At 59.0% G+C, this 25,172-nt stretch carries 27 protein-coding genes; 19 read left to right on the forward strand and 8 right to left on the reverse strand.

Translation table 11 applies throughout. From position 1 onward, the window contains the following. Positions 1-75: 75 nt before the first annotated feature. A complete protein-coding gene (cysK, locus tag VEG30_17605; protein ID HXZ81748.1) occupies positions 76-1,047 on the reverse strand; it encodes a cysteine synthase A in 972 nt (323 codons plus the stop codon). Between the two features lie 132 nt (positions 1,048-1,179). Between cysK and VEG30_17610 the strand changes: the two genes are divergently transcribed. The 7 genes from VEG30_17610 to VEG30_17640 all read left to right on the forward strand — a co-directional run bounded on the left by VEG30_17610 (position 1,180) and on the right by VEG30_17640 (position 9,044). Continuing rightward, positions 1,180-1,653 (forward strand): DinB family protein, encoded by a 474-nt coding sequence (locus VEG30_17610; protein ID HXZ81749.1) that lies wholly within the window; start codon positions 1,180-1,182, stop codon positions 1,651-1,653. A 139-nt stretch (positions 1,654-1,792) separates the two neighbouring features. Next, on the forward strand, positions 1,793-3,274 hold the full coding sequence (locus tag VEG30_17615; GenBank protein ID HXZ81750.1) for a GH1 family beta-glucosidase: 1,482 nt from the start codon (positions 1,793-1,795) through the stop codon (positions 3,272-3,274). A 361-nt stretch (positions 3,275-3,635) separates the two neighbouring features. Next, entirely contained in the window at positions 3,636-3,854 is a 219-nt protein-coding gene (locus tag VEG30_17620; protein ID HXZ81751.1) for a hypothetical protein, read from the forward strand. Positions 3,855-3,913: 59 nt separating this feature from the next. Then, a complete protein-coding gene (locus tag VEG30_17625; protein HXZ81752.1) occupies positions 3,914-5,956 on the forward strand; it encodes a TonB family protein in 2,043 nt (680 codons plus the stop codon). Positions 5,957-6,188: 232 nt separating this feature from the next. After that, positions 6,189-7,304, forward strand: a complete 1,116-nt coding sequence (gene nadA / locus VEG30_17630) for a quinolinate synthase NadA (protein HXZ81753.1) — start codon at positions 6,189-6,191, stop codon at positions 7,302-7,304. Between the two features lie 4 nt (positions 7,305-7,308). Further along, complete coding sequence (locus VEG30_17635) at positions 7,309-7,794, forward strand: DUF2203 domain-containing protein (protein HXZ81754.1); 486 nt, start codon at positions 7,309-7,311, stop codon at positions 7,792-7,794. Positions 7,795-8,000: 206 nt separating this feature from the next. Beyond that, positions 8,001-9,044, forward strand: a complete 1,044-nt coding sequence (locus VEG30_17640) for an SH3 domain-containing protein (GenBank protein HXZ81755.1) — start codon at positions 8,001-8,003, stop codon at positions 9,042-9,044. A gap of 64 nt (positions 9,045-9,108) precedes the next feature. On the opposite strand, the gene VEG30_17645 is transcribed toward VEG30_17640, so the two are convergent. After that, positions 9,109-9,483: a DUF309 domain-containing protein gene (locus VEG30_17645; protein ID HXZ81756.1), complete on the reverse strand. Its 375-nt coding sequence runs from the start codon at positions 9,481-9,483 to the stop codon at positions 9,109-9,111. Between the two features lie 35 nt (positions 9,484-9,518). Then, positions 9,519-10,292 (reverse strand): urate hydroxylase PuuD, encoded by a 774-nt coding sequence (locus tag VEG30_17650; GenBank protein ID HXZ81757.1) that lies wholly within the window; start codon positions 10,290-10,292, stop codon positions 9,519-9,521. Positions 10,293-10,548: 256 nt separating this feature from the next. Between VEG30_17650 and hfq the strand changes: the two genes are divergently transcribed. From hfq to VEG30_17695, 9 genes are all read left to right on the forward strand, one after another. Next, positions 10,549-10,884, forward strand: coding sequence for an RNA chaperone Hfq (gene hfq / locus VEG30_17655; GenBank protein HXZ81758.1), 336 nt, complete (start codon positions 10,549-10,551; stop codon positions 10,882-10,884). Between the two features lie 60 nt (positions 10,885-10,944). After that, positions 10,945-12,351 (forward strand): GTPase HflX, encoded by a 1,407-nt coding sequence (gene hflX, locus VEG30_17660; GenBank protein HXZ81759.1) that lies wholly within the window; start codon positions 10,945-10,947, stop codon positions 12,349-12,351. 416 nt (positions 12,352-12,767) lie between these two features. Continuing rightward, entirely contained in the window at positions 12,768-13,241 is a 474-nt protein-coding gene (locus VEG30_17665; protein HXZ81760.1) for an ATP synthase F0 subunit B, read from the forward strand. Next, complete coding sequence (locus tag VEG30_17670) at positions 13,238-14,041, forward strand: ATP synthase F0 subunit B (GenBank protein ID HXZ81761.1); 804 nt, start codon at positions 13,238-13,240, stop codon at positions 14,039-14,041. Before VEG30_17665 ends, VEG30_17670 begins: the two co-directional genes overlap by 4 nt. Next, positions 14,041-14,580 (forward strand): ATP synthase F1 subunit delta, encoded by a 540-nt coding sequence (gene atpH, locus VEG30_17675; protein HXZ81762.1) that lies wholly within the window; start codon positions 14,041-14,043, stop codon positions 14,578-14,580. The genes VEG30_17670 and atpH overlap by 1 nt, the downstream gene beginning before the upstream one ends. 104 nt (positions 14,581-14,684) lie before the next feature. After that, the gene (gene atpA / locus VEG30_17680; GenBank protein ID HXZ81763.1) at positions 14,685-16,244 is read left to right on the forward strand and encodes a F0F1 ATP synthase subunit alpha; all 1,560 of its coding nucleotides are present in this window, start codon (positions 14,685-14,687) and stop codon (positions 16,242-16,244) included. Positions 16,245-16,262: 18 nt separating this feature from the next. Beyond that, positions 16,263-17,300 (forward strand): ATP synthase F1 subunit gamma, encoded by a 1,038-nt coding sequence (gene atpG, locus VEG30_17685; protein HXZ81764.1) that lies wholly within the window; start codon positions 16,263-16,265, stop codon positions 17,298-17,300. Between the two features lie 264 nt (positions 17,301-17,564). Next, positions 17,565-19,013 carry a F0F1 ATP synthase subunit beta gene (gene atpD, locus VEG30_17690; protein ID HXZ81765.1) on the forward strand — a complete coding sequence of 483 codons (1,449 nt, stop codon included), beginning with the start codon at positions 17,565-17,567 and terminating at the stop codon, positions 19,011-19,013. Then, positions 19,013-19,420, forward strand: coding sequence for a F0F1 ATP synthase subunit epsilon (locus VEG30_17695; protein ID HXZ81766.1), 408 nt, complete (start codon positions 19,013-19,015; stop codon positions 19,418-19,420). Before atpD ends, VEG30_17695 begins: the two co-directional genes overlap by 1 nt. 152 nt (positions 19,421-19,572) lie before the next feature. On the opposite strand, the gene VEG30_17700 is transcribed toward VEG30_17695, so the two are convergent. The 3 genes from VEG30_17700 to VEG30_17710 are packed head-to-tail and all read right to left on the reverse strand — an operon-like array spanning position 19,573 to position 21,515. Beyond that, positions 19,573-20,112, reverse strand: coding sequence for a cytochrome c (locus tag VEG30_17700; GenBank protein ID HXZ81767.1), 540 nt, complete (start codon positions 20,110-20,112; stop codon positions 19,573-19,575). A gap of 3 nt (positions 20,113-20,115) precedes the next feature. Then, on the reverse strand, positions 20,116-20,511 hold the full coding sequence (locus tag VEG30_17705) for a cupredoxin domain-containing protein (GenBank protein ID HXZ81768.1): 396 nt from the start codon (positions 20,509-20,511) through the stop codon (positions 20,116-20,118). Positions 20,512-20,525: 14 nt separating this feature from the next. Beyond that, positions 20,526-21,515, reverse strand: a complete 990-nt coding sequence (locus VEG30_17710; protein ID HXZ81769.1) for a metallophosphoesterase — start codon at positions 21,513-21,515, stop codon at positions 20,526-20,528. 179 nt (positions 21,516-21,694) lie between these two features. Between VEG30_17710 and VEG30_17715 the strand changes: the two genes are divergently transcribed. Together VEG30_17715 and VEG30_17720 are read left to right on the forward strand one after the other, a co-directional pair. After that, positions 21,695-22,216: a sigma-70 family RNA polymerase sigma factor gene (locus VEG30_17715; protein HXZ81770.1), complete on the forward strand. Its 522-nt coding sequence runs from the start codon at positions 21,695-21,697 to the stop codon at positions 22,214-22,216. A gap of 7 nt (positions 22,217-22,223) precedes the next feature. Further along, positions 22,224-22,982, forward strand: coding sequence for a zf-HC2 domain-containing protein (locus VEG30_17720; protein ID HXZ81771.1), 759 nt, complete (start codon positions 22,224-22,226; stop codon positions 22,980-22,982). A gap of 147 nt (positions 22,983-23,129) precedes the next feature. Here the strand turns inward: VEG30_17720 and VEG30_17725 are convergent, their stop codons facing one another. Further along, positions 23,130-24,359, reverse strand: a complete 1,230-nt coding sequence (locus VEG30_17725) for a beta-ketoacyl-[acyl-carrier-protein] synthase family protein (protein ID HXZ81772.1) — start codon at positions 24,357-24,359, stop codon at positions 23,130-23,132. 3 nt (positions 24,360-24,362) lie between these two features. Next, positions 24,363-24,665, reverse strand: a complete 303-nt coding sequence (locus VEG30_17730; GenBank protein HXZ81773.1) for a phosphopantetheine-binding protein — start codon at positions 24,663-24,665, stop codon at positions 24,363-24,365. 218 nt (positions 24,666-24,883) lie between these two features. Here VEG30_17730 and VEG30_17735 point away from each other — a divergent pair. Further along, a partial coding sequence (locus VEG30_17735) for a hypothetical protein (GenBank protein HXZ81774.1) occupies positions 24,884-25,172 on the forward strand: 289 nt, incomplete at its 3' end.

A 25,172-nucleotide genomic window follows, 5' to 3' on the forward strand; every position in this document is an offset into this window, starting at 1 on the left:
GCCAAATGAGCCCGAAAGGACCTGCACGTGCAGTCGTGCCGGTCTGAACTGCGACCGGGCCCGTTTAAGAGCCAGTCAGACAGCCACCGCTGCCGTCTCCAATTGTTGCGCTTCGACGCGCAGGGCATCGAATAGGATGCTGGTCAGGTAGCGCTCGCCGAAATCCGGCAGCACCACCACGATGAGCTTGCCCGCGTTCTCCTCGCGGCGGGCGACCTCCACTGCGGCTACGGTGGCAGCGCCGCAAGAGATGCCCACCAGCAAGCCTTCTTCCTTTGGCAGCCGCCGCGCCATCTCCAGCGCATCCTCACTAGAGACGGTAATGACTTCGTCAATGAAGTCTGTGCGCAGGATTTCAGGAATGAACCCGGCGCCGATTCCTTGAATCTTGTGCGGGCTGGGCTGGCCACCAGATAACACTGGGCTATCCTTCGGCTCCACGGCCACGACTTTGAAGCTGGGCTTCTTCGGACGAATGTATTCGGTCACGCCGGTTAGCGTACCTCCGGTTCCCACACCCGAGATGAGGATGTCGACTTTGCCGTCCGTATCCCGCCAGATTTCCGGGCCAGTGGTCTCGAAATGAATCTTCGGATTCGCGGGATTGGCGAATTGCTGCGGCATAAAGCCATTTGGTGTCTGAGCCAGGATCTCCTGCGCCTTGGCGATGGCGCCCTTCATGCCTTTGGGTCCGGGTGTGAGCACGAGTTCCGCCCCAAACGCCATCAGGAGCACCCGACGCTCTTGGCTCATGCTGTCGGGCATCGTCAGGATTAGCCGATAGCCGCGCACTGCCGCCACGAAGGCCAGGCCGATTCCGGTATTGCCGCTGGTGGGCTCGATGATTACGGTCTTGCCCGGCTTGATTACACCGGCGCGTTCGGCCTCGTCGATCATGCTTACGCCGATGCGGTCTTTCACGCTGGCGCAAGGGTTGAAGCCTTCGAGCTTGGCAGCAACGGTGGCACGGCAACCGGCCGTGACCTTATTGAGATAGACCAGCGGGGTACGGCCGATCAACTCGGTGACGTCTTTGGCTATATTCATCGAGAGCTCCTGTTTTCCAGCGCACGGCTTGCGGGTGCTTTATTGTAAGTGGTGCGCGCGACCCGTTTGGCATGATACAGATCAGCAACAAGTGCCTGCGCATTATTCTTCATTCGTTCGAGAGGTAATTAGATGGACTTGCTCGCGTACATGCTTCGGCTTTTCTCCTACGATCGCTGGGCGAACCACGAAGTCTTCACCTCGCTGCGCCCGCCGGCGCAACCTACCGCCCGTTCTCTCCGCTGGATGGCGCACATTGTAGCGGTGGAGCAACTGTGGCTGTGGCGGATTCTGGATCAGGGAAAAGTCGCGGTCTGGCCGGAGATGTCTCTGGAGGAGTGCCGCAGGTATTTTGATGTCGTCGCCCGCCAATGGCAGGAATATTTGGCTGGACTCTCCGCTTCGGACCTGGAACGCAAGGTGGCCTATGTCAATTCCAAGGGCGAGGCATATAAAAGCCTGGTCGAAGACATCATGATGCACACCATCATGCACAGCGCCTATCACCGCGGGCAGATTGCGGCCGATCTCCGGGCCTCGGGAAACGAACCCGCTTATACGGATTTCATTCAAGGCATCAGAACCGGATGCGCGGAGAAGGGATAGGCGGCCGCGGCATAAGACTCTAGGGTCAGGCCTTCATCGTAGAAGGGCGCCTATCCTTTTCGCGACAACCCCGGCCCGTTTGTGCTAAATAGTCACCCCGCCGCAAGCCGTTTCCGGAACCATCACAAAGGAGCCCGCCATGCCATCCGGAATGAACCGCCGGAGTTTCCTTCAGACCACTCTCGGAGTCGCCGCATCCACACTGCTTCCCCGCTCGCTTCTAACAGCTCAGTCTCGCTCGTCATCGCCGCTGGCTTACGATGCGACTCCCGGCGCTCCACCCGAGCCGTTTCAGTTTCCAAGAGACTTTTATTGGGGCGTGGCGACTGCGTCCTACCAGATTGAAGGCGCCTGGAAGGAGGATGGCAAAGGGGAATCGATCTGGGATCGCTTCTCGCACACCGTGGGCAAGATCAAAGGTGCTGCCACAGGCGATGTCGCGTGCGATTCGTACCATCGCTATAAAGAAGACATCGCATTGATGAGGGCGCTGAACCTCAACAGCTATCGTTTCTCGATCGCCTGGCCACGCATTCAGCCTACGGGTACCGGCCCTGTGAATCAGAAAGGACTCGACTATTACAGCCGCCTGGTAGATTCGGCGCTCGAAGCCAAGCTGCGCCCGCTGCCGACGCTCTATCACTGGGATTTGCCGCAGGCGCTGGAAGACAAAGGCGGATGGCCGAACCGCGACCTGGTGGGATACTTCGCCGATTATTGCTCGATTACTGCGAAGGCGTTTGGCGACCGCATCAAGACGTGGGCGATCTTCAACGAGCCCTGGATCTTCACATTGTTGGGTTATCACGCCGGCACGCACGCGCCGGGACGAGCCAACCCGGCTGACTTTCTGCACGCTACCCACACCGTGAATCTGGCGCAAGGACAGGCGTTTCGTGCCGTTAAGGCGGCGCATTCCGATGCCAAAGTAGGAGCGGCATGCAACACCAGTCACGGCGAGCCGAAAACTTCGTCAGCAGCAGACAAAGCAGCGGCCGAGCGCTATAACGCTTTCCGCAACCAGTGGTTCGTCGATCCTCCTATGAAGGGTGAATATCCCAGGCTTTTGGTGGATCGGATTCCGCCAGAAGCACTCGGGATTAAGCCGGGAGACATGGAAATTGCCAAGGTGCCGCTGGACTTTCTGGGAATCAACTACTACGACCGGCAGCTGGTTGCTGACGCCGAGGGATGGGAGACCCTGCACATCAAGGGTGAAAATGGGGAACAAGGCCCCCACTCCGAATTCGGCTGGGAAGTCTGGCCAGACAGCTTCTACAAACTGCTGATGCGGATGTCGAACGATTACGGCAAGCCGGTAATTGAGATCACGGAGAACGGTTGCTCCTACGGCGACACACCCGATGAACACGGGCGCGTGCCGGATCAGCGGCGAACCAACTTCTACCGCGGGTATGTGGGCGCTGTGGCGCGAGCCATCAAAGACGGCGCCAACATCCGCGGATACCACGCCTGGAGTCTGTTGGACAATTTCGAGTGGGCAGAAGGATATTCGCAGCGCTTTGGCCTGACCTATGTCGATTTCCGCACACAGAAGCGCACCATCAAGGATTCCGGACGCTGGTACGGACAACTTGCCGCGACTGGCAAACTGAGTTGAGCTGGTGACAACTCGCACGCAAAAAACAACAATTTATCCTGTCACCACGAGGAAAACGTTTTCTCCTGTCATCAGGAGGAGGACGCAGTCCGCCTAGGGATGTGCAGTTCTGACCTTCCTTTCTAACCAGCGGGTCCGCATCGTCCCCACCTGCACCTCTGGTGTGCAAGCTATTACTTCCGTAAGTCTTTCGCTGATTACTGCAGTGGTCATTTTCCTGCTTCCCCCGCCCGGTTGTTTTGGTTAGAGTTGTTCCCAACCGGAGTCATACCTGGATTGCCAGCAGCGCTGGATGTGCAAGTCTTCCGAGCGCACAACCGCGAGTGTATGGCCTGGAGCGCGCCCATTGAACGAGCAGCCGATGAGTGTAGTGCAAGACGTCTACAACGTTCTTAAGCAGAAAGAGCTCCAGATGGAGCAACTGCAAAGGGAGATCGACGCATTGAGGCTGGCGGCACTTCTGTTGGAAGACTCCAACGATGGCGCTGTGGAGATTTCGGCTGGCAGTTCTGAAGACGGCAAGTCCGCGGGGGAACGGCAACCTCCTGCAGCAAAGACCGCCCCCAAACAGTTTCCTTGAATGCCCGAAGCAACGATGTTCCCTTCCCCCAAGCTGTTTCACAGGCCCGGACCGGTGGAATGATGGCTGACTTCGCCGCAGTGTCGTTACAAGAAAGCGCTCCGCTGCGCGACCGCCGCCTCACGCGGCGAAAATCCGCCATTGAGCGAAACCTGGTCGGAATCGATATGGGCGCGGCCGGATCGGGAATGATCCTGGACGCCAGCCCAGCCGGCTTGGGAATTCAGACACGCCATCAATTTCAATCTGGCGCCATCGTCGACCTGAACGTCCTCCTGCCCGAGGACGTCAGAGTAAGTGCTGCCGGCGTGGTGGCCTGGTCCGATCATGAGGGCAGGGTCGGAATCCGGCTGGCTAGGGTCAAGAATAGCAATGCTGATAGATTCAAACGCTGGCTGAACTCACTCCCCGACCTGATGGATACACCACGCGCCGCCACCGGCTCTCCCGTGGTGTACTCGGAAGCTACACGCAACGCCGTACATCAGATCGAACAGCGCATACGAACAGAACACTTAGCCCTCGACGCCAGCCTGAAGCTTATCGTTCAGCGTCTGGCAGCTCTGCCCGGCGCAAGCGGCAGCGCCATTGCTCTGGGCTCCCCCGATGAGATGGTCTGTTGCCAGAGCACCGGACTGGCGCCGGACCTCGGGGTGCGAATCAATCCCAATGCCGGACTCACCGGAGAGTGCATCCGCACGCACAAGATCGTGCAGTGCGAAGACACCGAGAGCGATCCGCGGGTCAACCGCGCCGTCTGCCGCGTAATTAACATGCGCTCGTGCGCGATTGTTCCGGTACGCACCAAGGGACAAGTACTAGGAGTGCTGGAAGTGCTCGCGCAGCGCCCAAGGGCGTTTTCTGCAGCGGATGTCGAATTGCTGACTGCTCTGGCAGACCTGGTGGAGAAGCTTGCCTTTGGCGAATACCGTGAACTCCATGAGCGCAACAAGTCCGCGGCACAAGCTGTGCCGCAGCAAACCTACGGCAAGATGGCCGCGCTGGACGGGATTCTGGATGGAATCGATAATCCCGAGCCGGTTCCTGACGCCGCGGAATTTGAGACCCACGAGACTCCGCCGGGCGGGAGCGAGTTCGATGGTCTGTTTTTATCAATGTTCGGCTCCAGCCATGAGCAACCGCCACTGGACTTCAACAATGCGGCGCTGGGACTCGATCATAGTGATGAACCGATCGGCCTGATGCCTGCTCCCTCGCCTGCCACTGAGCTACTAACGATACCGGTCGAGACGGAAGCTGCCGCTACTGACCAGCCGGTCGTTCCGAGCGCTTCCTCTGCGCAAGTTTCGCCTGCCATCCGGTTGGCAGAACCCCCGGTTCTGCCCGCGACCGTGTTGCAGCAGGAGCAGGGCGAAGATGAACCATACATTTCGCGCGCATTGCTCTTGGCGTTAGCCGCAATTCTGCTGGCGTTGCTGGCAGGAATTCTTTGGGGGCTCTTTCAGGGCGGCGGCACGCCGACGTCGTCCATTATCGATACGCCCGCTCCCGCAGTTTCACACACGCCGCAAACGCCGCGTGCGATCGCGGAAACGAGCGGGCCTGTGGCTGCTGTGCATTCGAATCCGCCAAAGAGTGGAGCGGCGGATCTGGGTCGCAAAAACAGCGCCCCCGCCGAGACGATCGAAGCCGCGCCAGAAGCAGTCCCCACGATCAGCCAGGTCGTTCAACTTCCAGAGGTGTCTCCAGGCGCGAGCACACCGAGATTTTCCGCCGAGGCGGGACCGGCGCAGACTTCCGCCATGACCTCCATCAGCCTGGATCCCGGCGGAATCAAGCCCGTGCTCACTGGCGGACAACTCGTCAAGCGTGTAAATCCCAAATATCCCGCCGAAGCCAGCGGCATGAGCTGGCAGGGCGAAGTGGTTCTATCGGCGAGGATTACCAAGTCCGGGAAAGTGGAGGGAATTGCCCGCTTGAATGGCAATCCCATCCTGGCAGAAGCTGCTATTCAGGCGCTTAAGCAGTGGCGGTACGAGCCTTACCGCTTGGATGGGCAACCGATCGAGGTCGGCACCACGATAACCGTCGCCTTCACCGCGCCGACTTCGGTTTCCCCTACACAGAAGGCAGGCCATTGACCGCAATCGCCTTCGAGAGCGACAATTCACATTACGGTCGAGGTGGAAGGATGGCGCAAAACTGCGTCTTTCTGCGCGACCGAGCATCGAAGTAACTGAAGTGACGAAACGCTAGCGGCTTCAACAACCCCGTGGGTTGACACCGCATGGTGGGCGAATCCACTGGAGCCAATAGATGCTTTCAACATCCCCGTTCAGCTGAAATTCAGGCTGAACTGAAAGCGGTGGAAAAGTGGGTACGACTTTAATCGAACCAGCAGCATGTTCCCTGGATAACTACCTGGTCTTGCCGGACCGCTCTATGGATGAGCGGATAGCGGCCGCTAAGGATGCCCTGGGCCGCGAGGCCGTGATTCTGGGACATCACTACCAGCGGGACGAGGTGATCCGCTTCGCCGACTTTACCGGCGACTCCTACAAGCTCTCCCAGGAAGCCGCGCGCGCCGAAGGTAAGTACATCGTTTTTTGCGGCGTGCATTTCATGGCGGAGAGTGCCGATGTGCTCAGCCGCCCGGGACAGGTAACGATCCTGCCCGATCTCAACGCGGGCTGTTCCATGGCAGACATGGCGGACATTACGCAAGTGGAGGACTGCTGGGAACAGCTTGTACAGATGGGATTGACCTCTGACTCCGGCGACGGCATCACCCCGATCACCTACATGAATTCCACTGCCGCAATCAAAGCTTTCTGCGGCGAACGCGGCGGTCTGGTCTGCACTTCCAGCAATGCTCCCGGAGCTTTCAAGTGGGCCTTCGCCAAGAATAAGAAACTCTTTTTCCTCCCCGATCAGCACCTGGGGCGCAACACCGGATACCGCATGGGCATTCCACTCGATGAGATGGTGGTTTGGGACCCCTACATGATCATGGGGGGAGTCACTCCTGAGCGCCTGCGCAACGCTAAAGTGATCCTGTGGAAGGGACACTGTTCAGTCCATCAGCGTTTCCTGCCGGAGCACGTGGACAAGGTTCGGGCGCGATATGAAGGAATCCGCGTCATCGTTCATCCGGAGTGCCGGCTGGAAGTCTGCCAGAAGGCCGACGATATCGGCTCGACCGAACGCCTTATCAAGCTGGTCAAAGAAGCCCCGGCTGGGGCAAAGTTCGCCATTGGGACGGAGATTCACCTGGTCAACCGGCTGGCGAAGCAGAATCCGGCCAAACTGGTGGTCACCCTGGATGACTCCGGCTGCCTGTGCACGACGATGTTTCGCATCTCACCGCAACACCTGTGCTGGGCACTGGAAAATCTGCTAGAAGGAAACGTGGTCAACCGAATTCGAGTGAAAGAAAACGTGAAGCATTGGGCGCGAGTGGCGCTCGATCGCATGTTGGAGATATCCTAGAAAAATGGAACCTGGAGATTCCCTGAAAGCTAGAAATAAGAAGGATGCGCCCAACCGCACTTTTACCCTCACCCAGGCACAACAGATGATCCCGGTGCTGTCGGGATTGCTGCGCGGCGCACTGCGCAACAAGGCCCGGGTCCAGAAGATCAATGAGGAGTTCAAGGACCTCAGCACCCGCATCATGGTGAACGGCGGCATCCAGATGGACATCGGGCAATACTCGCGGCTGAAAGCAGAGCGCGAGAAATTGTTGCAGCAGGTGAAGGATGCTCTGGCGGAGATCACTGCCACCGGCGTGCAGGTCAAGGATCTCGATATCGGCCTGCTGGATTTTCCCTGCGAGGTCAACAACGAGATCATCCTTCTGTGCTGGAAACTCGGCGAGCGGCAGATCTCCCACTGGCATGGTCTGGAGGAAGGCTACGCCGGCCGCAAGCGCATCGACGACCGCATGCTCAAGGCAGATGCGCGCCGGGCGAAGCACTAACGCTGTTGGGTGTTTCACCTGACACGGATATCACTAGCATGGTCTGAATCGAGAGACCTGCATCACAACCCAAGACAATTCTTCTTGCTATATTGATCCCTGCGCTTGTGAACTGGTGGCAGACCCCCGCATTTTCCCGCCCTGAGCGTAGCCGAGGCTCAGCCAGGCATTTCGTTGCAAAATCCTCGTTTCCGATGTGCGTTCAATTGCGCACCTCCCTTCGCGCCATCGGCATCGCATTCTGCATCTCTGCTTTTTTGTTGCTGTCCGGATGCAAGCGTGCCATCGGGCCCAAGCCGGAGGCTGCCTACGTCAACGCACCCCAGGTCAACCTTCGCGATCGTTTAGCGACGATCTACGAAAAGAAAGGCATCGTGCGCGATGGCGACAAGGTGTACGTGCTGGAGAAACGCAAACGGTTCTGGCGGGTTCGCACCGAGCGCGGCGAGGAAGGCTGGCTGGAGGAGAAATACCTGGTCGATGAGCCTACCTATGATCAGTTCAAGAAGCTCTCTGCCGAGAACCTCGACAGCCCGGCGCAAGCCCGCGGAGTGGCGCGATCGACGTTGAACCTGCATATCGCTCCGGGGCGGGAGACCGAGCACCTTTACCAGCTTAAAGAAGGAGAGCAGCTCGATGTTCTGAAGCGCGCGACTGCAGAAAAGCCGCTTCCGCCCGGGGTGCGTCCGGCGAGCACAGGAAACGCAGCGCCCACCCCGGCGCTGGAAGACTGGTCGCTGGTGCGCGACACTCAGAAGCGTACCGGCTGGGTGCTCGCGCGGATGATCGATCTCGACGTGCCACTGGAGATCGCGCAATATGCCGAGGGCCAGCGCATTGTATCGTTTTTCGTCTTGAATGAAGTGCAGGACGGCGATAAGAAGGTTGCGCAATATCTGCTGCTGATGACCGATAACCGCGACGGCCTTCCTTACGATTACAACCAAGTACGGATCTTTACCTGGAACCTGCGGCGCCATCGCTATGAAACCGCTTATCGCGAACACAACATTGTCGGGTTTTTTCCGGTGACGACTGGTACCGAGGATTTTGGAAAGGATGGAGTCCTGCCGGTGTTCACGTTGCAGGTCCGCGACGAGCAGGGAAATACAGTTGCCCGCAAATATCGCATGTTGGGACCGATTGTGCGGCGAGTGCTGTCTCCCGAGGAACAACAGCTGCAAGCTGAGAAGAAGACTACGCGTCTGGCCTCAGCGCACCCGGCTGCGCGCCATAAGCGCAAGCACTAGAGACAAGACTTAAGCGCGCCCCATCCGAGCTGTCTTTTGGCAAGGGTGCGGTAGTTTTCGAAGATCACGTCCGCCGGATCACCGGCGCCGCCGGCAATCGGCCTCCTTCCGCCAGTGCCAGTTCCCACCGCCTCACCGCAGTCAACATTCCGCCCAGTTCAATTCCTCCATACTGCTCCGGGTAGTGTTCCAAGTTTCTTCGCCCACGCGAAAGCAGCGAGCGTGCTCCCACCACATTTCCGGTGGAATAATGGTGCAGCGCCACTGCCACCTGAATCAGCCCCTGCAGAAACTTCTTTTCCACGCCGCGGCTCGCCCGCCAGACGTCCTCCAGGACTTCGTGCGCGTCGAAGTAATGCCCGGAATTGAACAGGGCGAGACCCTGCCAGTACTTCTGATCATCGGTCCAGTTTCGTTTTTCCTCTTGCCGCCGAATCACTTCTTACTTCACCCGATCCGACTTCGTACTTGTCGTCATTTTCCGAACAGCGGATAGTGGCTGGCCGCGCCCATGAAGAACAGCATGGGGAACGACAGGATGAAATTGATACGCGATGCCAGAAAACTCACACGCGCCAGCATGGCAGACTCTGGCGGAATGGGAGTGCCGTCCTTCGCGTTTTGCGCCGTCCAACGGATGATTTTCTTCTGCACCCGCCAGACAATGCCCCAGACATTGAGCATCATGAACCAGCCGATTCCGCCGCCAATCCCAATCGACAGCATGCGGCTGCTCTCCCAGCCGTGAAAGTTCATTGCCAGAAACACATAGGCGGCGACGATTACGGCCAGGGCCACCACGGTCCCCAGCACTGGCCCGGTTTTCAGACCTTCAGCCGGGCTCATAACGATTGCCATTTCGACCATGAAGGCCAGGGTCCAGATCACAAAGAAGCTCCCGACCGCCCTTCCTCCGCTGGTGCCGGCATTCCGCGCATCCGCCCCCACAATCATGCTCCAGTAGATAAAGCCGGCCAAAACCGTGATCACCGAGGCCCAGCGGAACCACCACATCGCCCGGGGCATGAGGGTGGGAACCACTTTGAGCCGGGTGGCCGGGCCGATCTCCTTCATAAACGGCATGTTAACCAGGTTAAAGAAGTAGAGCAGACCAATCCACGTGATCCCGGCCATAAAGTGGATCCAGCGTAAGATGATCTGAATATTGACGGTCGCGCCTGCTGGCAGGCTGATCTGCGGTTGGTCGAAGAGGACGAATACGAGTACCCATAAAGCCACAACCTGCATGCCTTCCTCCAAATTAGCCGGGTATAAAGCTACCAGTACGTCCCAGCCAGGGCCCAATGTGGGAGCAGCGGATTGTAGCAGTCAGGAAAAATTCGGCGCGAGGTTGAAATCTTGCGGCCAGTGGTTCTATCGTTAAACCACTCGTGAAGGGCCCATGGGGTCCGGAAACGGGCGCCGGGATCAGCAGACCGCATCGTGGCGGGTAGACCGATCCTGGGTGCGGTGATCCGCTGTTCTGAACCAAGGAGATCGGCAGATGGACAACAAGCCGGCGCAGAACATCCAAGATTCCTTTCTAAATACCGCCCGCAAAGAAAAGACGAACATCACGATTTATCTGATGAGCGGCGTAAAGTTGACTGGGCGTATCCGCTCCTTTGACAAATATTCCGTGGTGTTGGAAACCAACAATCAGGAGCAGCTCATCTTTAAACACGCGATTTCGACGGTAGTCATGCCCAAGGCATTCCATTCCGGCGAATCGCGAATGCCGATTGAGGCCAAGCCGGTGGCAAGCGAGAAGCCTGGCGAATCGCGCACGGCGGGCACGTCGGCCAATCACACTGTCAGTCCTTCCGGTACCGAGGGGTAGGCCCGCGGGTTGCGTAGTAAGCATCTACATCGCAGGAGCAACACTCTGAGCGCTGCCCGGGTGTCCCGGGACACGCTGCGAGCGGCGCCAGAACGCGTGTTCCTTGTGGGGGTGGACTACCGCACCCGAGCCTCGGGCGAACGCCAACCTCCGCACCCGCAAAAGAAAAAGACTGGCGGCAACGCGCCACCGTCGATCAGCCTGCCTGCCGAGGCACGCGCAGCCCGGGAGGCGGTCCAACCTCGCTCCAGCAATGGCGACCGGGCGAGAGGGTTCACGGCAGAAGATTCGCTGGCCGAGTTGCAGGAACTGACACTCTCTGCCGGTGCCGAGGTTGTCGGTCAATTTCTGCAGCGCCGCGAGAAGCCAGATCCTGCCACCCTGATCGGGCGCGGCAAACTGGAGGAAGTGGCCGCCGCCGCCGCTTCCGCGCACGCCGACCTGATCATCTTCGATCACGAACTCTCGCCCTCGCAGCAACGCAATATCGAGCATGCAGCGCACCGCCGCATACTCGACCGCACACAACTGATCCTGGACATCTTTGCCCGCCACGCGCGCACCCGCGAGGGCCAGATGCAGGTGGAATTGGCTCAGCTGCAATATCTGCTGCCCCGGCTTACAGGACGCGGCATCGAAATGTCGCAACTCGGTGGCGGCATCGGTACCCGCGGTCCGGGTGAAACCCAGTTGGAAACTGACCGTCGCCGAATCAACCGGCGTATCCAGCACATCAAGGGACAATTAGAGAACGTGCGGCGCATTCGCGGTCAGCAGCGGCAGCGCCGGGAATCGGTGCCGGTGGCGACGGTGGCTCTGGTCGGCTACACCAACGCCGGAAAATCCACCCTGTTCAATGCGCTGACGCGCGCTAACGTCCTGGCGTCATCCCGCATGTTCGCTACCCTCGATCCAACTCTGCGTTCCGTAACCTTGCCTTCCCGTCGCAAGATCTTGCTGTCAGATACGGTAGGTTTCATCCGAAATTTGCCGCACACGCTGGTGTCCGCGTTTCGCGCCACCCTGGAAGAGGTGCAGCGAGCGGCGCTGATTCTTCACGTTTCCGATGCCACCAGTCCCAATCGCGAAGTGCAGGATGCCCAAGTAGAGGCAGTGTTGCGGGAATTGAGCGTTTACGAGAAGCCCCGCCTGATGGTGTTAAACAAAATCGATTTGCTCGGCGCCGCCCAGCGGCAGTCGCTGCTCGACACTGAGCGCGAAGTTCATGTTTCTGCCAAACAGGGGATCGGACTCAGCACTCTGCTGGATCGCATCGACGAGATGCTTCGGGAGGACGCGGTGAGCCGGGTGCGGCTGCGGGTGCCTCAGCAGGAAGGCAAAGTGCTTTCCTTGCTCGAGGCCCGAGCGCGAATTTTCTCCCGCAGCTATCACGATGGGCTGGTGGAAATGGAGGCGCAGGCCCCGGAGTCGCTGCTCAGGAAACTGCGGCCGTTTGTAATGGAGTAAACACGCCGGATCCAGAGTGATCGCGGGATCCTGGATTTGCCTCGAAGAACTGCTCCAAAAATTCAACGAGCCGGCGGCCAAGAAGCGGGTTTTCCTTGACCACCGGCCCATACGATCCTGAATCGGATCGGAGGTGATACTTTTATATTATCGCTGTTATTTGATAAGTCAAGACCACGTCCCATCTTCTTGCACCCTGGTCCCAAAGTAGGCCGGTCGGGCATTGGCCCCAAGCCAGTAACCCTGGCCTGGAGCCCAGCAATGAGTAAGCGATGAACGTGCTCCATCGCCCTCCCGCAAAATTAAGCAAAGTCAATCAGAATCAAGGGGAAATGCGAATTGACACCCTTCAAAATGGGGTGCTAAAGTCAGGGGTTTCATAGCCCACATTCCCGGCTCCCTTAGTTACCAGCCGCATGGAACAAACGCTCCGGCAATTAGGTGAACTCGTGCTGCGCTCGGTGCCCACCATCGTGCTTCTGCTCACGGTGTACTTCGCCTATTCCTGGATAGTTGAACGCCCTTTGCGAGGGGTGCTGGCGGAGCGGCGCGCGCGGACGGAAGGCGCGACCGAGAAGGCTCGCGCCGATATCGCCGCCGCGGAGGCCAAGACCACCGAATATGAGCAGCGTCTGCGGGAGGCTCGGGGGGCCGTCTTCAATGCGCAAGAGGCGCGCCGGCACAAAGCTCAGGAGGCACGGGCCGCGGCCCTCAATCAGGCCCGCGCGGAAGCGAACTCCCGTATAGCTCGGGCCAGGACGGAGCTCGAGCAGGATGCGGAACAAGCCAAAAAGAGCCTGCAGGCGGAAAGCCAGCGGCTCGCTGGCGAGATTATCCGCACCGTTCTCAAGCAGGTGCCCGTGACGCAATCCGCGGGAGGTGCAGAGTGAAGGCGAGCATCGTGCTACGCGGTTGCGCTCTGTTCCTTGTGCTCGCGGTTGTAATGGCCGGCCTCGGGCATGCCAGGCAGAGTCCAGACGCGGCTACTCGCAAAGCAGATCAGGGCAAGAAAGCCCAATCGCAATCATCGGCCCAATCATCGCCGGCCGGAGGCCATTCCAATCAGCAGGAGGGCGGGCTGGAGAGTGGTTCCCACACTATCCAGGGAGAGCTGAGCGAGGCATCGCGGGAAGCTGCCGGGGAAGAGGAAGGTAACGCCCAATTCAAGCACTCGGCTACCGTCCGGCTCGTCGGCAAACTTCTCGGACTCAGCCCAGAGGGAGCCTATTGGGTCGCTGTTCTGAGCAATTTTGCTGTCATCATCGCAGTCGTCGTTTACTTCTGGCGAAAAAAGCTGGCGGCCGCGTTCCGGGCCCGCAACGAAGCCATACGCAAAGGGATCGAAGAGGCTCGACGCGCCAGCGAAGATGCGAATCGGCGGTTAAGTGAGGTTGAAAGCCGCTTGGCAAGCCTCGGCGGCGAGATTGACCAGATGAAGGCTGCTGCCGAAAAGGACGCAGCCGCCGAAGAAGAGCGTCTGCGTGAGGCGGCACAAGAAGACAAGCGCAAAATTGTAACGGCCGCGGAGCAGGAAATTGAAGCTGCATCCAAGGCAGCTCGCCGGCAGCTCAAGGCCTATGCCGCAGAATTGGCAGTAGCCCTGGCGGAGAAAAAGATCCAGGTGGATCCTGCCACCGACCGGACTCTGGTCAGCAACTTTGTGCGCGAACTGGGAGGCAATAACCGCTGATGTCTGCCATTACCAGCCGCTACGCCCGGGCCTTCGCCGACGTCGTCTTTGAAAAGCATCTCGACGTCGAGAAGATGCGCCGTGAGCTGCATTCCATGATGGACGTGGCCCAGGGCAGCGCCGAGTTGCGGCGCATCTGGGAGAATCCCGCGATCCCGAGCGACCAGAAGCAAAGACTGCTGGGGGCTTTGGCGGCTCGATTGGAGATTTCCCGGCCGGTGCGGAATTTCATTGCTGTACTGATCGACCATCGGCGCATCGGGCAGCTGCGGGAGATTACGTCCGAGTTCGAGCACGAGATTAACCAGCGCCTGGGATTTGCCGAAGCGCAGATCGTAAGCGCCCGCCAAATCAGCGACAGCGAAAAGGGAGAAGTGGAAGCGCAGATCGAGCGCCTCACCGGGAAGAAGGTGCGCGCGCAATATGTTACCGACCCAAGCCTGCTCGGAGGCGCCATCGTCAAAGTGGGAAGCACCATTTACGACGGCTCGGTTCGCGGCCAATTGCAGAAGATCAAGGAAGAGCTGGCGTCGGCGTAGTTGAAAGCGGAAGCTTTGCTGGGAATTTACGGCTTCGCTTTTGGGCGTAACCTAGCTCAACCAGATCGGAATCCTGACCACAAACAACGCTCTACTGGATTTTTATGGCTCAAATCAAAGCAGACGAGATCACCAAAGTTATCCGCGAGCAGATCGAAAACTATGAGACTCACATCGCGGTGGATGAAGTTGGAACCGTTATTTCCATAGGCGACGGCATCGCCCGTCTTTATGGCTTGGAAAAAGTCATGGCGGGAGAGCTGCTCGAGTTCCCGCACGGCGTTTCAGGAATCGCCATGAACCTGGAAGAGGACCAGGTCGGTGCCGTTCTGCTCGGCGACTATACGGAAATCGAAGAAGGCGACACCGTCAAGCGTACCGGGCGCATTATCAGTGTGCCGGTGGGTGACGCGATGATCGGCCGGGTCGTGAACGCGTTGGGTCAGCCCATCGACGATCGCGGGCCGGTCGCCACAGATCAATTTCTCCCGCTCGAACGCCTTGCTCCCGGCGTGGTGGCGCGTCAACCGGTGCGCGAACCCATGGCCACTGGTCTGAAGGCCATCGACAGCATGATCCCTATCGGACGCGGCCAGCGCGAGTTGATCATCGGCGACCGCCAGACAGGCAAAACTGCTATCGCGCTGGATACCATCATCAACAACAAGGGGGGCGACCTGATCTGCATCTATTGCGCCATCGGACAGAAGCGTTCCTCGGTGGCCCAGGTGGTAAAGATCCTGGAGGACTACGGCGCCATGGACTACACCGTGGTGGTGGTGGCGTCGGCTTCCGATCCCGCACCCATGCAATACATCGCGCCGTATGCGGCCTGCGCTATGGGCGAGTACTTCCGCGATTCGAAGCGCCACGCGCTCTGCATCTACGACGATCTGTCCAAGCACGCCGTGGCCTACCGCGAAATTTCGCTGCTGTTGCGCCGTCCCCCGGGACGCGAGGCCTATCCCGGAGACGTCTTTTATCTCCACTCTCGCCTCCTGGAGCGTGCCGCCAAGTTGAACAACGAGAACGGTGGCGGCTCCCTCACGGCGCTCCCCATTATCGAAACTCAGGCCAATGACGTTTCCGCCTACATTCCAACCAATGTCATCTCCATCACGGATGGCCAGATTTTCCTCGAGACCGATCTCTTCAACTCCGGCGTGCGTCCGGCAGTGAACGTAGGTATCTCCGTGAGTCGCGTGGGCGGCAGCGCGCAGATCAAGGCCATGCGCCAGGTAGCCGGCAGCCTCAAGCTGGAGCTGGCTCAATTCCGTGAATTGCAGGCTTTCTCGATGTTCGCCAGCGATCTCGACAAAGCCACGCAGGCCCAGTTGGCACGCGGCCAACGGCTGGTGGAGGTGCTGAAGCAGAACCAGTTCTCGCCTCTCCCCTTTTCCAAGCAGATTCTCATTATCTACGCCGGTACCAAGGGTTATCTTGATGACCTGGCGGTAGAAGATATCCGCCCATTTGAAAAGCAGCTCTATGAATACGTGGAGACCATGAATCCCGGGTTGCTGAAGACCATCATGGACAAGAAGGTTCTGGATGACACCCTCAAGGCGGAGATGGACAAGCTGATCAAGGAGGCCAAGGAACGCTTTACCAGCGACAGGCAGCCCGCCAAGGCAAGGCAGCCCGTCGCTGCGGCCGCCAGATAGCAAGCACGAAACTCAGTTATGGCAACCATTCTCGATATCCGGCGGCGTATTCGCAGCGTAATCAGCACGCGCCAGATCACCCGCGCCATGAAGATGATCTCCGCTGCACGCCTGCGCAAGGCACAGGACCGGGCGCTCTCGGCGCGCCCCTATGCCCAGATGCTGACCAACGTGCTGCTCTCGCTGGTGGAGCGGGCGGAAATCTACGATCCGGATACCGGAGAGCCACGCCACCTGCTTCTCGCGCAGCGTCCGGAGAAAAACATTCAGCTGGTTATTGTTACCGGAGACAAGGGTCTGGCGGGCGCATTCAACGCCAATATATTGCGCGCGGCCACACAATTCATCCAAGAAAGAGCCCGCAAGAATATCGATCTGGAGACCATTGGTCGCAAGGGACGGGATTTCTTCCGCCGCCGCTATCCTTCGGCCAAAGCTGACGCCCAGGAGCGCGCTGCGCCCACGCAGATCGTGACCGAACTGGTCGGGACGCTTAACAAATTTGAATTTGCGCAGGCGGCTGAACTGGCGCAGGACCTCATCCGCCGCTACTCCAACTGCGAGATCGATTCCGTTTACCTGATTTATAACGAATTCAAATCGGTGATCGCGCAGCGCCTGCTTATCGAGAAGGTGCTTCCCATCCGGCGGGTAGGCTTGCAGGAAATTGAAGCGGCGGAGGAAGTGAGCGAGGAGGAACGCGAGCGCCGCTTGGAAGCTGCCAGATCTGCAGGTGTGCGGGCTGGTCCCGCCGATACTGCGGAGATCGACCGGGAGGCGGCGGAATTTGTACAGACCAAAGTGGATTACATCTACGAGCAGCCGCCGCAGGAGCTGTTTAATGCATTGTTGCCAAGGTATGTCGCCATTCAGATGTTTCGGGCGATGCTGGAGTCGTCGGCAGCCGAGCATGCTGCGCGTATGACAGCCATGGACGCGGCCACCAACAATGCCAGTAAGATGATCGATGCGCTGACACTGCAGATGAACCGCGTGCGCCAGGCGAAAATTACCAAAGAGATCATCGAGATCGTCAGCGGCGCGGCCGCCCTGTAGCGGCGACTGCACTAAAACGGGTGGAGCAGGCCTTTAGGCCTGCATAGAAAAACCGCAGAAGTTTCTAGCTTTTACCGCAGCGGCTATAGCCGGCATTCTTGGCCGCTGTAAAGGCAGGGGCTGAAGCCCTGCTCCACCAAAACGATGTCTGCTAACTTATCGGCAGGCGTTAGGGCGGCACAGCATAACCCGGCACGTAAGTGCCGTGTCACACGACGAATCAATCACGAGTCTCCCCAGGGGCGACACATTTAAAGGTTTCTTATGTCAGAAAATATCGGAAGAGTAATTCAAATTGCCGGACCGGCGGTGGACGTTCAGTTCTCCGAGTCGGCAATGCCGCCCATCTATAACGCCATCCGCGTGGTCAGCGACGGCTTCGAAGTTCCCGTACCCATCAATGTCATCCTGGAAGTGCAGCAGCACCTCGGCGAAGGACGCTTGCGCAGCGTCGCCATGGAGCCCACCGACGGCATGGTGCGCGGCATGAAGGCGATCGACCTGAAGGGCCCGATTTCCGTCCCCGTGGGCAAAGGCACGCTGGGGCGCGTGATGAACGTGATTGGCGATCCCGTGGACGGCCTCGGCCCGATAAAGGCAACCGAGAGACTGCCTATTCATCGCCCGGCGCCGAGCTTCGAGGAGCAATCGACTACCGCGGAGATGTTCGAAACCGGCGTGAAGGTCGTTGATCTCATCCAGCCCTTCCTCAAAGGCGGCAAGATCGGTTTGTTCGGTGGCGCCGGCGTGGGCAAGACCGTTGTCATCATGGAGCTGATCAACAACGTTGCCAAACAACATGGCGGCTACTCGGTTTTTGCCGGCGTGGGCGAGCGAACCCGCGAAGGCAACGATCTCTGGCTGGAGATGACCGAGTCAGGCGTAATCAAGCCGGGAGAACCCGAGCACTCCAAGGCTTCTCTGATCTACGGCCAGATGACCGAGCCGCCGGGAGCGCGCCTGCGGGTGGCCCTTACCGGTCTGACCGTCGCCGAATATTTCCGCGATGCCGAGGGCGCAGATACCCTGCTCTTTATCGACAATATCTTTCGTTTCACGCAGGCGGGATCAGAAGTTTCCGCGCTGCTGGGACGCATGCCATCCGCCGTCGGCTACCAGCCCAACCTAGCCACGGAAATGGGGGAATTGCAGGAGCGCATTACTTCCACCAAGAAGGGGTCGGTCACATCGGTACAGGCCATCTATGTGCCGGCTGACGATCTTACCGATCCAGCGCCGGCAACCACCTTTGCTCACCTCGACGCCACCACCGTGCTCTCCCGCGGTTTGACCGAGATTGGCATCTATCCCGCGGTTGATCCGCTGGCTTCTACTTCTCGCATTCTGGATCCGCGCATCGTGGGGCAGGAGCACTATGACGTGGCGCAAGGGGTGAAGCGAATCCTGCAGCGCTATAAAGACCTGCAGGACATCATCGCCATCCTGGGCATTGACGAATTGAGCGAAGAGGACAAGCTGCTGGTGGCGCGGGCGCGCAAGATCCAGAAGTTCCTGTCGCAGCCTTTCCATGTTGCCGAACAGTTCACAGGATTCAAAGGAAAGTACGTGAAGGTCGGTGAAACCGTTCGCAGCTTCAAGGAGATCATCGACGGCAAGCATGACGAGGTCCCTGAGCAGGCCTTCTACATGGTGGGCACGATCGACGAGGTGCTGGAGAAGGCCGAGAAGCTGAAGGAGACCACAGCTGCATAATGGCTGACACTTTCCAACTCGAAATCGTCACGCCCGATCGCATGGTAGTGCGCGACGTCGCCGAAGAGGCACAGATCCCTGGGAAGAATGGCTATTTGGGAATTCTGCCGGGACACGCGCCGCTGATCACAGAATTGGCTGTAGGGCAGATCTCCTACAAGTCCAGCGGCCAGACCCATTACCTTGCGGTCGCGTGGGGCTTTGCCGAGGTTCTGCCCAATAAAGTCACGATTCTCGCCGAAACTGCGGAGCGAGCCCGGGAGATCGATGTCAAGCGCGCGGAGGAAGCCAAACAGCGCGCTGAACAGCATCTCTGCAGCGCCGATCCGGAGACCGACTACGAGCGCGCCATGAATGCCCTCCGCCGCGCCGAGGCGCGCCTGGATGCAGCGCAAAAGAGCTCCTGAGCTCATTGAACAAAGATTTTCCTGACTGTCTCAACCCTTGTTTTCTCATCACCAGCCGCCGCAGGCGCGCGAGCGATCAGCATTCTCCTCCCACAGCAACTGAGAACTCTTCCGATCCGCTCAAGCAAAACGCAAGGTCGTGCAATCCCATGTCACCGCTGACCCGTCTCTCTCCCTGGCGCCTCCACATCTTCCGTGTACACTCGCGGCTCTCCCAGGCTGCCCTTGGGCGGCAGATGGCGGATGTACGCCACCAGCGACCAGATCTCGTCGTCGTTCAGAATGCCATTTGAGGCCGGCATCCCCGAGGGCGAAATCCCATTCTTGATGATCCAATGCAGCTGGCCGTCAGTGTACTTCTGCACGCTGGGCGAGTTCAGCGGCGGCACCGGAGGCGACATATTCTCAGCAAACGGAACACCCGTGTTCTGTCCATCGAGCCCATGGCATGCCAGGCAATAGTGGGAGAAGTTCTTGCGTCCCGTCTCGATCGTCTCCGCCGATGCCGGCAGCGGATTGTGATCCGATTTCCCGCCGACAGTTACGCGCCGCTTGAGCTGGGTCATGAGCGAGGTCTCCAGCGAGCCCAGTGGGGCGGCCTTGCAACCGGCCGCTGACATCAGGAGAGTGAATGCCAGCGGCAGACCCAGCAGTTGCATGGCCGCCCCGCGTTGGTAAAGATTGCGAGCCACCGGCTACTCCACCACGATCGTCATGTTCATGTTGCCGTGACCCGACCCGCAGAAGTGGTCGCAAATGGTGGTGAATGAGCCCGCGACCTGCGGCGTCAATGTGATCTCCGTCGTCTGTCCCGCCGGGATGAGCTCGTCAATCTTCAGCGGCTTGGAAAAGAAGCCGTGGGTCACGTCTTCACTCCTGAGCCGCAACTTGACCGTTTCGCCCTTCTTCAAGGTGATCTGGTTAGGAGTGAAAGAAAAGCGCTTGGCAGTGATGTCGATTACGCGCGGCGAATCCTCCGCCCGCACTGCCGGCACCACGGTCAGCATCAATACCGCGCCGGCGAGAAGCAGATGAACTGCAACAATCACCAGCATCGTTCTTTTTTGGTTTCGAACTTTAATCGTGTACATAATTTCGTTCCTTCCTACAGAGAGGGATTTTTCAGAATTTGTGAGACCCCATTAAGCCCGGAGTATTCGCGGATAGTGAGCTCCACGTCTTTCACCACCAGCTCCGCGCTTGGGGGACGAGCCTCCACCTGGCGAATGCCCAGATTCTTGAAGGGATGGTCCTTGTCGAACGGGATGGGTTTCTTCTGCGCCACTTTCTCCGGATCGGGAAACGCAAAGATCAGAGATCGGGCTGCGTAGTGCGTGGCGTGGGCTTCGTGATGCTCGTGATCGCGATGGATGTGACCATAGAGCACGGTAACGTTTTCATAAGGCGCGAGCACGTTCATGACGTCATCGCCATCGCTGGTGAACCACTCCCACTCGGGTTTCAGATCGAATAGAGGACGATGGGTAAAAACCACGATTGGGGCGGTCTTCGGGAAGCGAGCCAGGTCCTGCTTCAACCACGCCAGTTGCTCGGGCCCGACCTCAGGCTTGGCGCGCGAAACGTTGTCCAGAGCGATGAAGTGCATGCCGCGGTGATCAAACGAGTAGTGGGTTTCGCCAAAGACGCTGCGAAACAATTGGGCGCCATCTAAGCCGGCATCGTGCTCCCCCGGAACGCATTTGAGTTTTCCGGTCTTGACTGTGGAGGCAATCTGCTGGAATTTTTGCATGCGTTTGGCGTGCTCGCCGGGATCTTCTGAGTCATGGGTAAGATCGCCCGTAAACAACACCAGGTCTGGAGGTGTGGGCAGGCTGTTTACCAGGGCTACGGCTTCCTCAAAGGCTTTGGTGCCCAGCGGGTCAGGTGGCCCGCTGAAGCCTACGTGAGCATCGCTGAGCTGAACGAAGGAGAATGGCGTCACCCGCTCGCCATTCTTTCGCCCCAGCTCGTCAAAGACTTCGGCTGCTTCACTGTTGGTCCCGAACAGGGGCAGACATCTATAGAGCGTGCCGATGCCAATCGACATCCCCGTGAGCTTCAGAAACGACCTGCGATCTACTTCTTTCATACTCATCTGGTCTCTCCTATCGCGTCGCGCTGCACGGTTGAGAACCAGCCGCAGGCAGCTTTATTCCCCGCCTCAGCTCAAAAAACTTCTACAAATTTTGGGAACAAAAATGCCGATGTCCGGTTTAGTCTTGGTGAGTCTTGTCGGCAGCGGACCGCAACACCGGATTGTTCGAGGAGCTGGCTATGCCACTCTTCGACTCGCTCTACAATTTTGCGCAGTGGCTGACACAGGACCGCGCCGAAGCGGAAGAGTTGGTCCAGGAGACGTTTGCCAAGGCGCTTAAGGGCTTCTCTTCTTTCCAGATGGGAACCAACTTTCGCGCTTGGATATTCCGCATCCTGCGCAACACGTTTCTAACTTCCCGCACCGGATTGAAAGCGAAGATGACGGTGCCGCTGGAGGATGAAGAGGGAGGGCCGGAGCTGGCCATCAGCCGCGAAACCCCGGAGTCGCTGCTGCTGGGCGCAATCGACCATGAGCGTTTGCAGGAGGCGATCGCGCTGCTGCCCGTGGCCTTCCGCGAGGTGCTGCTGCTGAGCGATGTGGAGGAGATGTCGTATCGTGAGATTGCCGACACACTTGCTATCCCCATTGGCACCGTAATGTCGCGGCTTTCGCGGGCACGAACCGCGGTCAGAAATGCACTAAGTGGCAGCGGTCCAAAAGCTGTTCCCGAGACCAAGCCGCGGACAGGAACGGGGTAGGAACCCTATGCAGACGGAATGTGAGACCTGGCAATCCAAGATCGATCCGTATATCGATGCGGAGCTTTCCGAGAAGGAAGAGGCGGCGCTCAGCGAACACCTGAAGAGTTGCCCTGCGTGTTCGGGAGAAGCCCTGGGCCGGATGCGCCTGAAGCAGGCCAACCAGATCGTCGGCCGGCGCTACCGGCCGGAGCCGGACCTGCGGGCCCGCATCCAGCGTGAAGTTTTGGGAACCAAAAAGCGCCCACTTCTCGCCAGGCTTCTGCCAGCCTTTGCCGCAGCGGCCGCTTTCCTCGTGATCGCATATCTGGGCACGGTCTTTTCACTGCGCAGGATCGAGCGTCAGCAGGTTCTTGCGCAGGTCGCCGACATTCACGTGACCGACCTGGCCAGCGCCTCTCCGGTGGATGTGGTTTCCAGCGATCGGCACACCGTGAAGCCGTGGTTCCAGGGCCGGTTGCCGTTCACCTTTGATCTGCCAGAGCTGGGCGGATCGGAGTTCACGCTGGTGGGAGGACGCGTAGCTTATCTTGGCGGCGAACCGGGAGCCGAGTTGCTTTACAAGATTCGCAGTCACTATCTGACGGTGCTGATCCTTCGCGATAGTCCGAGCGTGCGGCTTGAGGGCGAGCGGGAAGCGAGCCAGTCGAATTTTCATGTTCGCAGCTGGGAGCAGAATGGGCTGCGCTACTTTCTGATCACGGATGCGGCTTCAGGCGACGGCGCGAAGCTCAGCGAGATGTTTAAGAGTGCGGAGCGCGGCTAGACACGTGGCGTGGACACTCTTGTCCGCCGCGCCTGCTTCCTGGACCGTCCGATTCGCCTCGAGCAACTTTCGTGATTGTCATCACGAGGAGGACGCCAGTGCGACGAGGGATCTGCAGTTCCTGCCCTTTCATTATCCGTAGGCCTGTTACGCCTTCCGAAACGCCAGCACCGCATTCAACCCGCCAAACGCAAACGAATTTGACAGCGCGTACTCGACTTCCGCGCGTCGCGCACAGTTGGGTATCACGTCCAGATCGCACTCGGGATCGGGCTCGTTGTAATTGGCGGTAGGTGGCAACACATTGTGGCCCAGGGCAAGTAGCGTGGCCACAGCTTCCAGTGCTCCGGCAGCTCCCAGACCATGCCCGTGCATTGACTTGGTGGAGCTCACCGCCACTTTGTTGGCGTGCGCGCCGAGCGCAAGGCGAATCGCCTGCGTTTCGGTGGGATCATTTACCGGCGTCCCAGTGCCGTGCGCGTTAACGTATCCCACGGCTTCGGGGACGATACCGGCGTCGCGCATGGCGTTGCGCATGGCCAGCGCCGCTCCTTCCGCGGAGGGCTTCGTGATGTGCTCGGCGTCGGAGCTCATTCCGAACCCCACCAGCTCCCCATAGATCGTCGCTCCCCGCGCTCGTGCCGCCTCCATGGGCTCCAGCACCAGCATGCCGGCGCCTTCCCCAAGCACCATGCCCTTGCGATCGCGGGAAAACGGCCGGCAAGTTTCGGGCGAGACCACCCGCATGGCTTCCCAGGCCTTCAGGATGCCGAAGCTGAATGGCGCTTCGCTTCCTCCGGTGATCGCCACATCGACCATTCCCTGCCGCACCATCCACAAGGCCTGGCCGATCGCATGGTTCGCGGAAGAACACGCCGTTGAAATCGTATATGCCGGTCCCCGGATCCCGAATTCCATCGCAATACAGCTCGCGCCTGCATTAGCCATGGTCTTGGGAATCGTCAGGGGATGTACACGGTTCCCACCTTTTTTGTATACATCCACGAACCCGATGTCTTCCGTGGATTGACCACCCACACAGGACCCGGTGATCACCGCCACCCGCTCGCTCAATCCTGGGCTGAGTTTTTGCCTTCCCTCGGACAGCCCCGTCCGGCACACGGCTTCGCGAGCAGCGACTAGCGCAAATTGTGCGAAGCGGTCCCAGAAGTCAGCCTGATTCGACTGGAAGTGGTCGTCCTGCTTGTAGTCGCGCACCTCCGCGCCGTTCTGGAACTTCAAGCTGGAGACGTCGGCCAGAGAAATCGGTCCTATGCCGGGGCGGCCGGCTTCAAGCGACGCCCAGTTCTCCTCCAGGTTGAGGCCCAGAGCGGAGATGATCCCCATGCCGGTCACGGCTACACGGCGATCGGCCATGGATTACTGCGAGCCCGCCTTTTGCGCTATCAGCTGCTTTACCCCGGCAACCATCTCCTGCACGCTGCGAATGGCACGCGCCCGCTCGTCGGAGATGGAGATGTCAAATGCGCTTTCCAGTTCGAACAGGATATTCACGCTGTCCAGTGAATCCAGCCCCAGTTGCTCGAAGGAGCTGTCCAGGTGCACCTGCTCCGGGGGAATGCGCTTTTGCGTGGCGATAATGCGGAGAATCTTCTCCGTGACGGCATCGGTAGCTTCGTCGGCGGAGACGGTCAGCGGTTGGGATTGCGGCTCGGTTGCCATGAGAGCCTCTATTCTAGCCCACGAACGGCTGCCGCGAAGCAAAACCAAAGCCTGAATTGCCAGACTTCACTGCACCCAAAATAGTGCATCAATGGCAAATTCGTTTGCCTCCGTCCTGTATCCTTAATCTTTGTTCCTATCCTTGCCTGAAGGAAGTGCCACTCCCGGTAATGCTCTTGGGGCTAAAGTAAGGTAGGATTTCTGGTCTGGAAAAACACATGGGGTACAGTGTCGCCGTCGCCGGTAAGAGCGATGTAGGCTGCGTGCGCTCGAACAATGAAGACAACTTCGGGTTCGACTCGCGCTATGGCATCTACGTCGTTTGTGACGGAATGGGCGGACAGGCGGCCGGCGAGGTCGCCAGCAAGCTGAGTGTGGATGCCGTCCTGGAATATTTCCGCCAGGCCGGTTCGGGACACCACTACAAGCAGGTCGGCGACCGTTACGACGGCCTCTCGGTTCGCGCCAACGCTCTCGCCAGCGCCATCCAGATGGCCAACCAGGCCG

This window comes from Terriglobales bacterium (assembly GCA_035624455.1).
Lineage (GTDB): Bacteria > Acidobacteriota > Terriglobia > Terriglobales > Acidobacteriaceae > DASPRM01.